The organism is Okeania sp. SIO2F5 (assembly GCF_010692685.1).
Taxonomy (GTDB): Bacteria; Cyanobacteriota; Cyanobacteriia; order Cyanobacteriales; family Microcoleaceae; genus Okeania; species Okeania hirsuta.
The window spans coordinates 294,724-306,437 of record NZ_JAAHGU010000006.1 but is presented as its reverse complement, the minus strand read 5'-3'; the positions used below and the strand labels follow the sequence as shown (position 1 = coordinate 306,437).

The 11,714-nt window shown below is 34.2% G+C and carries 6 protein-coding genes and 1 tRNA gene; 2 read left to right on the top strand and 5 right to left on the bottom strand.

Annotation, left to right across the window (positions count from 1 at the left end; translation table 11 throughout):
- Window positions 1-1,405: 1,405 nt before the first annotated feature.
- Both F6K27_RS04325 and psbX read right to left on the bottom strand, forming a co-directional pair.
- On the bottom strand, window positions 1,406-2,287 hold the full coding sequence (locus F6K27_RS04325) for a Ycf66 family protein (protein ID WP_287274377.1): 882 nt from the start codon (window positions 2,285-2,287) through the stop codon (window positions 1,406-1,408).
- A 487-nt stretch (window positions 2,288-2,774) separates the two neighbouring features.
- Window positions 2,775-2,894 (bottom strand): photosystem II reaction center X protein, encoded by a 120-nt coding sequence (gene psbX, locus F6K27_RS04320; RefSeq protein WP_124146589.1) that lies wholly within the window; start codon window positions 2,892-2,894, stop codon window positions 2,775-2,777.
- A gap of 540 nt (window positions 2,895-3,434) precedes the next feature.
- Between psbX and F6K27_RS04315 the strand changes: the two genes are divergently transcribed.
- Window positions 3,435-3,719 carry a YggT family protein gene (locus F6K27_RS04315; RefSeq protein WP_124146590.1) on the top strand — a complete coding sequence of 95 codons (285 nt, stop codon included), beginning with the start codon at window positions 3,435-3,437 and terminating at the stop codon, window positions 3,717-3,719.
- Window positions 3,720-3,819: 100 nt separating this feature from the next.
- Here F6K27_RS04315 and accC read toward each other — a convergent pair whose 3' ends face one another.
- A complete protein-coding gene (accC, locus tag F6K27_RS04310; protein WP_287274375.1) occupies window positions 3,820-5,178 on the bottom strand; it encodes an acetyl-CoA carboxylase biotin carboxylase subunit in 1,359 nt (452 codons plus the stop codon).
- A gap of 330 nt (window positions 5,179-5,508) precedes the next feature.
- Between accC and F6K27_RS04305 the strand changes: the two genes are divergently transcribed.
- A tRNA-Leu gene (locus tag F6K27_RS04305) sits at window positions 5,509-5,589 on the top strand.
- 990 nt (window positions 5,590-6,579) lie between these two features.
- Here the strand turns inward: F6K27_RS04305 and F6K27_RS04300 are convergent.
- Both F6K27_RS04300 and F6K27_RS04295 read right to left on the bottom strand, forming a co-directional pair.
- Window positions 6,580-8,550, bottom strand: coding sequence for an ATP-binding protein (locus tag F6K27_RS04300; RefSeq protein WP_287274373.1), 1,971 nt, complete (start codon window positions 8,548-8,550; stop codon window positions 6,580-6,582).
- Between the two features lie 327 nt (window positions 8,551-8,877).
- Complete coding sequence (locus F6K27_RS04295; RefSeq protein WP_287274371.1) at window positions 8,878-10,515, bottom strand: hypothetical protein; 1,638 nt, start codon at window positions 10,513-10,515, stop codon at window positions 8,878-8,880.
- Between the last annotated feature and the right edge of the window lie 1,199 nt (window positions 10,516-11,714).

Below are 11,714 nucleotides of genomic sequence, written 5' to 3'. Positions count from 1 at the left end.
ATAACTAAATCGCCTAGATAACTAAATCGCCTAGATAACTAAATCGCCTAGATAACTAAATCGCCTAGATAACTAAATCGCCTAGATAACTAAATCGCCTAGATAACTAAATCGCCTAGATAACTAAATCGCCTAGATAACTAATCGCCTAGATAACTAATCGCCTAGATAACTAAATCGCCTAGATAACTAATCGCCTAGATAACTAAATCGCCTAGATAACTAAATCGCCTAGATAACTAATCGCCTAGATAACTAATCGCCTAGATAACTAAATCGCCTAGATAACTAAATCGCCTAGATAACTAAATCGCCTAGATAACTAAAGGCCTAGATAACTAATCGCCTAGATAACTAATCGCCTAGATAACTAAATCGCCTAGATAACTAAATCGCCTAGATAACTAAATCGCCTAGATAACTAAATCGCCTAGATAACTAAAGGCCTTCTTCCTTCTTCCTTCTGCTATATCAGTTATTTTAGGTTTCATTTGGCCGACTTACTTATTCTAATAATTATTAGCACTAGACTGAAAAGTTATGGTAGATTGAATTTATCTCTTCTTTAATTATTGTATTGGGAATTGGCTTTCAAGTATTCTAGGCATTAGCTTCGCGCAAGCTTTGTAGATAAAGTTATTAATAATTATAGCAATAGCACTTTTCACTTGAGTGAAACATATAACTTTTACCATTAGATATCTGGTGGGAACTAAGTTTTTGCCCATGCATGTATGATCAGGGTTTGAGATTAATTATCACTAGAGGTCTATGAGAAGAGGTTCGTTCTAATTTTAGGCTAAAGTCTATGTACCCTGTATTTTTTACTAAATTGAAAACTGCTAAAATTTCTATAGTTGTAGAGCAAATTAAACAAGAAATTTAATCAATTAGGGCTTCATTTTACCACAGCAAAGTATTGGGGTTATAGTTCACTGAAAATGGATAGAGGAGTTCATAACATTTGAACAGTTTGAACTATTGTTTATAAACTAATAGAAAATTAGTAATAAGCTAAGAATCATTTAGATTCTATATTCCCTCACAGGAGTGCGCATTCCCTCTCTTGATCGGCATTCCCATGGCGAGGAGACCTCGCCGGGTTCCTAACGCTTGCATCTGTCGCACCCCGCGGGTTCGCACCGCTGTTCCCTTTGAAAAAAATTTGATATATGGTTTGAATACAAAACAGCTTATTAATGAGTAAATTAGGAATTTTGTGGTGAAGCTTTGATGATAATTTTTTAGATTCAGCAAAAATTTATTTTATACATTTTATACAGAAGTATTGATATTCAGCTACTAAATAAATAATAGAATGGGCGGGGAAAAATGGGATTTTTTTATTTACTCTAAAAAGACAAATTATCCCCACCTAATATTCCTACTTCTATTATAAATTTATTTAACCATTAACATCACTATCAACAGAATCCATAGGAGTATACTCTACATAATTTTCTGATGTTGCTTCTCCATCAGTAGATGATGCTTCTGGTGGACGACGTTTTCTAGTTCTAGAGGATATTTCTTCCGAGTAGCTTGTTTCAGGAATAGGGCGACGAGTACGGTTATTAGATGCTCTTTCTTCAGTACTAGAAGTCTCCCAGCTATCTCGACTACGAGGGCGAGGTAGTCTATCTTCTGGCCTACTAGTATCACTGAAATTACCTCGACTGCGAGAAGTAGGTCTCTTATCTTCTAAATCTACAGAGTTTTCCCAATATTCAGAAGACGATCTAGTAGGATAATCTTCTGAACGAGGACCACGTTTGCGTAATCTTGGGTTTGTTTCTCCTGGTCTATCATAACTACTTCTGCGATTAGGAGGACGACGGCGGTAGTCATCCTCAAAATTATCTGGCCTAGAAGAACGATAATCTTGAGTACCCCTGATACGACGGTTAGCAGGATATTCTTCATAAGGTTCTAGTTCGTCTAAGTCTGTTTCTGCATAACCATAAACAGGACTTACCGATCTTTCTTCATCTACAATAGGGGTACGTTCTCTAGCTTGCTTAGTTGTAAGACCTCTCATTCTGATAGATTCTGCTGCAAAGAATATGGCACTACCAGTTAACAAAAACTGACCGAAAGCTAAAATAGGGTCTAGTCTCCAGCCTTGGAATATAAGAATACCTCCACATAGTAAGCCAATTGCGGCAAAGAAAATATCGTGGTCTCTCGCTAGTTTTGGACGCCATGTGCGGAGAAAGTATAGTCCTGCTCCTGCTATGGCCAGGATTATTCCTAGCAAACTACTCCAATTTAATCCTAAGTTGACCATTCTAAATCTCCTAAGTAATTCATCAATTAGTAATTCAAGTTTAAAATTTCTATCCTGCTTTGGTATCTAGACTTGAAGTTATTTGGCAGATATAAAGCTTATTTAATATTTAGTTGGATATTGTATAGCAGTCGCCATTACTATATTTGACATATCAAAAGCTAAAAACTCAGACAACGCCAGATTTTTCCTTTTGCCTTCTGCTATATCATCAATTTAACAAAGAAAAACCTCAGCTTGTTAGGTTTGGACAATTATATCACTGTCTTCCCTATTCTATAGTCTGAGGCTTTAACTTTGTCTTTGCAAAAAAAAATTAGGTGAAACTTAAACCTAAAATAGTTTGCTTTTCGGCTCTTCACATAACTGTTAGGTTATTGCAGAAAAAAGTTTATTCCTAAGAAGAATTCATGATTTTTAGACTTCTAGGAAATGGTATTCTGACTTAACCTTTGCTCCAAAAAGAAAAATTTCTATTATCTAGGGTCTAGGAACGGGTAACTTTATCTTTTTGGCTGACGAATATCAGAAAAATTGTAGCAGGAATAACTACAATTAGAGTTCCCGCCAGTAGACTTAATAAGAAGTTTGATAAAGAAGGAGTCATGGATTATTGCCCTTTGCCACAAAATTTGATTTACTTTATTTTAGATATTATAGCGGTTTGCGATTTTTTTCAGTACAAATTTTGGTCGTGGTAAACAAGTAATGATTTTATCGCTTACCTCCTGACCATGAAAAGGATTTACTAATCAATATCCTTACATATTTAGGACTATCCAAATTTTTAGTGTGGCTGTACAGAAGGTAGAAGGATCAATTACTAATGTTTATGGAATTGTGTCACTGGTAGATTATTTCTACAGCGCTACACAAAAGATTTTCGGGAACAGGAGATATTTCAGTGGTTGATATTAAAGCTACTTACTTAATTACATACTTATTCAAAAGTTCCTCTTCTCTTGAAAATTTGGTCAAACTTTCACAATTAACTAATCTGCAAACTGCCATAACTTATATCATTATGGTGAAAAAGTTTTTTTTCAAAAGGGAAAAACTTGTATTAATAGCGCTTCATCATTTGAAATACAATCAAGTAACTTAAAGCTAATTTTTACTTGACAAAATTACATTTTTTTATTGTCTTATGGACTATCTGACATTAGCGAATTGGACTCTAGGTATTCTCCTGGGGTTAATGACTTTCTTATTTATCTTCCGAATAGTTCTCACATGGTACCCCCAGGTAAATATCAATCAACTTCCGTTTAACTTGATTTTTTGGCCTACGGAACCATTTTTAGCCCCCACTAGGAAAATTGTGCCTCCTCTAGGTGGAGTAGATATTAGTCCGATTATTTGGGTAGGTATTTTCAGCTTATTACGAGAGTTGCTTTTAGGCCAGCAAGGTTTATTAAGAATGATGCTATAGCTAATGAAGGCAGGAGGCAGAAGGCAGAAGGCAAAAGGGAAGAGGTTTTAGAGCTACTTTACTTTTTGTTACATACTTAGTTTCTTTTGCGCCAACTTACTTATTTACTACTATCGGGTTTCATCACAGTCTCAACAAAGTTTGTATATACTTGCCCCTCCAGAAATTCCGGAGTCTCTAAAATTCTTTGATGAAAGCTGATAGTTGTGGGAACTCCTGTCACAGCACATTCTCTTAGAGCGCGTTTCATCCTCTGAATAGCAGTAGGACGGTCTTGTCCCCAAACTATTAATTTACCAATCAAAGAATCATAATAAGGTGGAATCTCATAGTCTGTATAAACATGAGAATCCATCCTCACTCCTAAACCTCCCGGTGGTAGATAACCACTAATGCGACCCGGATGGGGCCGAAAATTATGGTCTGGGTCTTCGGCGTTAATTCGGCATTCTATTGCATGGCCATTAAAAGTCACCTGCTTTTGGGTTAGTCGCAGTTTCTCCCCTTGGGCAATTCTAATTTGCTCGGCAATTAAGTCAAGTCCTGTAACTACTTCTGTGACTGGGTGTTCTACTTGAATCCTAGTATTCATTTCCATAAAGTAGAATTCACCAGACTGGTCTAGGAGAAATTCTACAGTGCCAGCACCTATATAGTTGATAGACTTGGCTGCTTTGACTGCAGCTTCTCCCATTTTCTGACGTAGTTTAGGACTTAATGCTGGACTGGGAGCTTCTTCTAGTAACTTTTGATGGCGACGCTGAATAGAACAGTCTCTTTCTCCCAGGTGAATAACGTTTCCGTGACTATCGGCCAGGATTTGAAATTCAATGTGACGTGGACGTTCAATGAATTTTTCTATGTAGACTCCAGAGTTCCCAAAGGCTGCTTCTGCTTCTCCTTGAGCTGCCTGAAGCAGTTTGGAGAGTTCGTTTTCTTGGCGAACAAGTCTCATTCCTCGTCCCCCTCCTCCAGCAGTGGCTTTGATCATCAGGGGAACGCCGATTTTTTTGGCGATCGCTACTGCTTCTTTTTCGTCTGTGAGAAGACCATCACTTCCTGGAACTGTGGGAACTCCTGCTTTTTGCATGGTTTCTTTGGCTGTGGATTTGTCCCCCATGGCCCGCATCCCCTCTGGCGTTGGGCCAATAAAAGCAATGTCGTGGTCAGCACAGATTTCTGCAAACCGGGCATTTTCAGCCAGAAAGCCATAGCCTGGATGGATGGCAGAGGCATTACGAGTTAAGGCTGCTGAAATGATATTGGGAATGTTGAGATAGCTTTTGCTGCTGGTGGGTTCACCAATGCAAACTGCTTCGTCCGCCAGTTGCACATGGAGAGCATGGCGGTCTATTGTTGAGTGGACGGCGATGGTGGCTATGCCCATTTCTTCGCAGGTGCGGAGAATGCGTAGGGCTATTTCGCCTCGGTTGGCTATGAGAATTTTAGTGAACCGCATTTTCAGTTATCAGTTATCAGTTATCAGTAACTCTAGTTAAACCCAAAGGGTTGAAATACTAAAGTTTATTTTTTTTCATCCCTTTGAAAGGGGGAAGCTATTGACCTTATTTTTTTGTCATAAGTGATTGGGAGTGAATGACTCTTTCCCCATTCTTACTGTGACTAAATTTGAGAGGAGGGATAATGTCCTAACTGCCCTGACGGCTGCTACATTAAGAGGATTTTAGAAAATTTCTTGTAGACATTCCAGAATTTTATGTTATCATTTTATATTGTTAGCTAAAATTCTATAATTTTCTTGAAGTTTAGTTGATAAATGCTAACTAGAGCGGATGTGGCGGAATTGGTATACGCGCACGTTTGAGGGGCGTGTGGCTTTGCCTTGCGAGTTCGAGTCTCGCCATCCGCATTGGAGAATAGTCAGGGGTTAAAGTAATAATCTCTGACTTTATCTTTTTTGGGACCCAGGAATTAACGTTAGATGTGGATAGTTAAAACTATAGCGCTATAGTTTATCTGGTGTTTGAATTTGAGAAATACCTCCAGATGTTTTTTTGAGGTAGGACGATCGCCTAGCAAATTTTTATGGCTAGATAATCGAAAATTATTCTAGTCAGGACTAACAAATTTTTCCGACAAAACCACTATATATACAATAGTGCTATAGTTTTTATCTACTATATATAGTGCCTTTACCTAATTCCTGTCTAGTGAAAAACTATAATGCTATATTAGTGGCGTTCACAATGATTGACTGTGGAGTGGAAGTGTCTAAACTCAAACGTTATAGTTTTCTCATGGCAGTCACTCACATTTTGTGAGCCTCCAACTATTGTGGGTGAAGGGGAGATTTATTCCTACCCACCTACCTCACTCTCCATTTTTTGGTGGCGTTCACAATGATGCCGTGCGCAGTGGAAGTATCTAAACTCAAACGTTATAGTTTTTTCATGGCAGTCATTTACATTTTGTGAGCTTTCAATCAAAAACTATAGTGCTATAGCTGTTCTAATGTTTGAATTTGAGAAATGCCTGAAGGTGTTTTTTTTGGGAAGAGGCGATCGCCTAGAAAATTTTTCTGGCTAGATAATCGAAAAATCTTCTAGTCAGGACTAAGGAATTTTTCCGATAAAACCACTATATGTACCATAGTGCTATAGTTTTTATCTACTATATATAGTGCTTTGACCTAAGTCCTGTCTAGTGAATAACTATAGTGCTATAGCAGATATAGTGTTTGAGCTGTAGAAATACCTCAAGGTGTGTTTTTGGGATGGGGCGATCGCCTCGAAAATTTTTCTGGCCACATAATTTGGAAAATCTTTGAAATATACTCCACAGCAAATACGATGAACTATCTAAAAGCAAAAAAGGTTGAGTTTTAGATATTATTAGGTGCTTATTTTGGAGGAGTAGTCCATTGACAATCAAAAGTATGATCGAGTAATTTTTTGAGGCTAATTACTTTAATGTTTTGGTTATGAATTTCACCTGTTTGACTTTCAATTTTAATTATTTCATAACCAATATTATTTAATTCTTCTGTTAAAGATACATATCCAAAATAGCCATAAGCATCCTTAATTAATTCCCGCTCTTCTGGGATAGACATATGCCAACAAACTATAAAATTCGTCACAATAAAGGGATGATTATATTCATCTGTCGAGGAAAAAGTGTATTTATATTCTAGTCCTATGTGAACTGTGTCTTTGAAACTATTTTCTTTTAATGGAACTGCTATACTATCAAGACCAACGCCACAAAAAGTTCTTGGACGTACCCATAATTCTGCATAAGGTAAATCAATAGTAACTAAATGAGAAAACATTGTATATAATGCTCCTACCCAATGTTCTTCTCCTCTTTCTGGTTGTATAATCCATTTATCTTTTAATTGTTCTATGTTGTTAACTTTAAATCTTGTTCGATGTTTAATATCTTTTTTAAGCTTGTCTAATCTTTGAGTATATGCCTCTAATTTTGCCTCTTGATTTTCTTTATTTAATCTTTCAATCAATTCATGGAAAATAGGAAGTTGTCTTTTGGCTTCATCTAGAAACTTTTTAATATTTTTCAGGAAGGAATTGTCTTTTAAAATTTGTCTAGAAGCATCAGTCAAAGAATTTCTATTTGTCACCATATTAAAACTACCATTAATGAGCAAAATATAATGGTATTGAACTTTAGTGTCTGCAAGTATAGAATATTCTTTTAATGATTCATGCTCAAAAATTTTATTGTAAGAACAAATTTTCACACCTTCAGATGAAATAAAAGTTCCTCTTTGAGAGGATAATTTAATTCCAGACCTACTATCGCCTTGTCTGCCTAATTCTTTATATTGGTTACGGGTTCTTGTCCTTCCATCTATTGCTAAAACTATACAATAAGTTGTTTCCTCATATGAAAAAGTAGAACAATAACGGGCAGAAAAATTACCATTATCAAGGCTTGATACTTGAGCAGGACTTTTAATCTTTTTTGCTTCAGTTGCATCTGGTTTTGGTAAATAAGGATATCCTGGTTTAATTTCTTCTAATGTATATTTATCCTTTAATGTATATTTATCCTTTTTAGTCTTAGACCATAGAGATAGTTTGCATTGCTCATTGTATCCAGAAGTTTCTCTAAATGAAATCTCTCTCCTTTGAGGAAAACCTGTATAGTTAGGTCTTAGTATTCTCATATCGCCATGTCTTGTATTGAAGCGGATATAATGCTTTAAATATGACCATTGTTTTTTTCCATAGTCATCTGAGGAATAATAATCTGAAAAATCTTGAACTTCTAATCCCTCAATAATAATCATTGTTCCTCGATCGCTAAATTGAGAAGTAAAAAAATCTTGATTTAATTCTTTAACTATGTTTTGAGTTTGAGCTTTTTTTCTGGGGAAAAGTTCAGTTAAAATATTCCAAGGTTGCTCACTAAACTCAGAAGCAATATCGAAAGAATCATTAATATTTTTTTGGGGATTATCTATTGATTTATATCTCCAGGAATTCTCCTCTGAACATTTAGTAATGATAGTAATCTTTTTAGATGCAAAACAAAGTTTAGAACCTTGACATTTATACCCTATAGACTCTCCTTGAATTTTTGTGGATTTTCCGATAGAGAAAAAAGCTACATAAGGAGTAATACCATTAATTTCTTTTGTTTCACTTAAACCAATGCCATTATCAAAATATATAAATCCTTTTTCTTGTAAAAGTGGGTATATTTGAATCTTAGAGGCATTGGCATCATAAGAATTAGAGATTAATTCTCGAATAACTTCACATGGATCTTCGCGATTAACAGAAAGTTCAGATAGTATATGGTTGTAAGAAATAACAGGATATTTGGGTTCTCTGACTTCTGACATATTAATTCAATTGGTTTGGTATTCTCAGAATACAATAGTCGAATTATAAATAAAATAAAAGCGAAAAATTACGGTTATAGCGTGTAATTTGAATCATCATATTTATCAAACTAAACTGTCGGGTTTTACTAACCAAGCCGGATATTGTCAAAAAAAAATCTGAATTATCAAGTATATTTTGTGGATATTAAATACAATTTTGATAATTTAATAGAATTAAAATTTACTACCAAAGTACTCTTCCTTAACTTTAGTAGTAATTATCCATTATTAATTGCTGATAGCTGACTACTCAGAACTGAATGCTTACTTTTAATCAATAAAATATTATGGATTTGAACTATATAATTTAGTTTCCAACTCTTGTAAAATTTGCTTTTTATCCTGACTACCTTTAAACATTCCAAAAATATCTAATTTCTGCTCTAATTTTCTTTCTTCACCATCGCCAATTACCCAACTAACTTGATTAATAGCATTCATAATTCCACTATAAGCAACTGCTCCAGAAAAATTTCCCTCCTCAGTAATTCCTAATTTAATTTTCTCCTGAGTACTCATTTCCAATGTCGAGGCGATCGCTACTAAACCCACAGCTCCAATTAAAGCTTCTCCTCCTTTTAATACTTTTACCCCTGCTAATACTCCAACACCACCACTAACTACGGCATCATTCGCTTCCTCGATTAACATTCCTTTCTGAATGGCAATATTCCCGAAACTATTTGTAATTTTTGCTGGATTTTCTGCCTGTTTGACAAACTGTTCTACTTTCTTGAATTTGCTAAAAACTGAGTAAAATTCTTCCCGGTCTAGTTTTTCTAATTCTAGTTCTATTTCAAAATATCTTTCTCTTAAAAGTTGATATACAATCTTGCATATTCTCGGAATTTCTGCCTGAATAATTATCGCATCTAAACTTTCTGAAATCAAATTATCTGTGACTTTTGCACCTTCTTTAATCTTCTGATATAACGATAAATATTTTCGACGCTGATTATCATTTATTTCTGAGCTATTGTAAATCAAATCTACAATCAACATATCTATTCTTAACCCAGTTGATGTAGCACTTGCCAATAAATATTTATCTTTCAGTTCAGAGGCGATCGCTGAATTTAAAATCATCGCATTTAACTGTTGAAAATCATCTAATTTAGGTAAAGGGTCTGCTGCTTTAATATATTGATAAATACTCTTGATTTGACATTTTTCAGTTTCACTTAAATTGGCAAATTCTAACACTTCTTCTAAACTTTTATCAATACCTATCCACCGCGAATTTTCACTGGCAATTGTATAGCGTAAACCAATTAAGGAATCTATATTTGAAGAGTTAACAATAAAATCCAATAGATTGAGTGCTGCTAAATCATAAACATATAAACCGACATTAATTCTGTTATAAGCTTCTAAACATCTAGTTTTGCTTCTTTCATAAATTGATGAATGAATTATCAAATTATTCATCCGACGGTCTAGGTTGAATTCGGAATTATAAAAAGTATGTAAAACTAGAAAGGCATCATTTCCTTGTAAACCGCATTTTTTTAATCGTAAAGTAGAACCTTCAGTACTATTGGTGCGAATTCTCACGTTATAGCTTTTACCTGATTTAAGAGTAACTTTTTGAGTACCTCCCTGACTCGCAACCTGATAAGCAACAAAGATATGATATATTTCTTCTTGTTCTAAATCATTTTCTATTTCTGGAGATGATTCAGAATTAGTTTGCTGTTTTCCAAAGGCAGATTCTTTAGCAGTTTCTCTAAAATATTTACCAATATTTGATGCTTTATTACTGATAATTTCTTCCATTTCTGAAGCTTTAGTTTTAGCAGTTTCGGAAGCTTTTTCACTGATTGACTGCCCGGCTTTAGATACTTTTTTACCAAGATTTTCTCTAACTGTTGATGCCTTGTTAGTCATTGATTTCCATAAGGATGATGGTTGTTTTTTATTCATAATTTTGATTATTTATAAATTATCTCTCTTGTATCATACTTAATATCTGAGAACTAATAGTAAAGGGTTCAGTACTAAGCTATACTCAAAGAATCTGTAACATTTTAGGATTTAATCGCTGTCAGTCTTTTTTTTCTTATACCAAATTTAGACCAAGTTATACCAATTCCTAAAAATCATTCTATACTTATATAACACTTCAGTTATTAAGTAATAAGTAAGGCTCAGTAATGTTTTGAGCAATTATTTGTATGAAGTAAAGATATCTTATTCGTTATTTACCTACTCCCTACTCTAAAAAATATGTAGCAAAAATGCGTTAAATTTGGTATTACTTACATCTTAATCTGTGTTTGATATCTATAGTATAAAATTTTATCCCTTGCAAATTTTATAAATATTAATTTTTTTTATCTTTTTTCATAGACTTATCTTTTAATATTCCCTGTTATTTTATGGAGTTATTACCTGATAGACAAATTTTTATGAAATTGGTATTAGCGCTATATTTTATTCATAGACGCAGTAATTTAATTTTTGTTTACTAATAGTATGAAATATAGCAAAAATCTTTATTGAACTTTAACTTGCTTGACTTGTTTTACAGCATGATATTAATGTGCAGCATTATCTAGGAAAGGAAGAAACAAAAAGCCAATACTAGAAAGTTTTGATCTTCCATTAATACTTCTTAAAGGAATGGCTTGAAGTCCCCCATAAAAGATTTAGAGGCAGTTTAAATACTCCTCTAAATTTACCTTTTTACTTCTGATAATATTTCACATAAATCATGCATCAAGTGCGTAATTAGTCGGTCTCCATTTCTGACCGAAAGGCTACGTTAAAAGCTGGGTTAAGATGAACTTCATTACAGTTAAAAGTCAAAAGTAAAAAGTTTAAGATTGATTTAGCTAAAAAGTTTAACTGATAATAATTTTACTTATACCATTTCTCCATGAAGTTGCAGTTAATATAAAGACAAGAATAGTCACTGTAATCAGGTCTGAGCAACAATTATTAAGCACATTGTTAGAGAGAAATGGTATTAGGTAAGAATTTTGCACTTATTGTGTCAGGACTTACGCATTTTTCCGAAAAAAACACTATATATACCATAGTGCTATAGTTTTTCTCTACTATATATAGTACCTTTGCGTAAGTTCCGTGTGTGAAATTATTCGTGACAAAATTTTAAGTTA

Coding starts and splice junctions, on each gene's coding strand:
- accC (WP_287274375.1), bottom strand. CDS start 5,178: ATGCGGTTCACTAAAATTCTCATAGCCAACCGAGGCGAAATAGCCCTA.
- psbX (WP_124146589.1), bottom strand. CDS start 2,894: ATGACTCCTTCTTTATCAAACTTCTTATTAAGTCTACTGGCGGGAACT.
- F6K27_RS04315 (WP_124146590.1), top strand. CDS start 3,435: ATGGACTATCTGACATTAGCGAATTGGACTCTAGGTATTCTCCTGGGG.
- F6K27_RS04300 (WP_287274373.1), bottom strand. CDS start 8,550: ATGTCAGAAGTCAGAGAACCCAAATATCCTGTTATTTCTTACAACCAT.
- F6K27_RS04295 (WP_287274371.1), bottom strand. CDS start 10,515: ATGAATAAAAAACAACCATCATCCTTATGGAAATCAATGACTAACAAG.
- F6K27_RS04325 (WP_287274377.1), bottom strand. CDS start 2,287: ATGGTCAACTTAGGATTAAATTGGAGTAGTTTGCTAGGAATAATCCTG.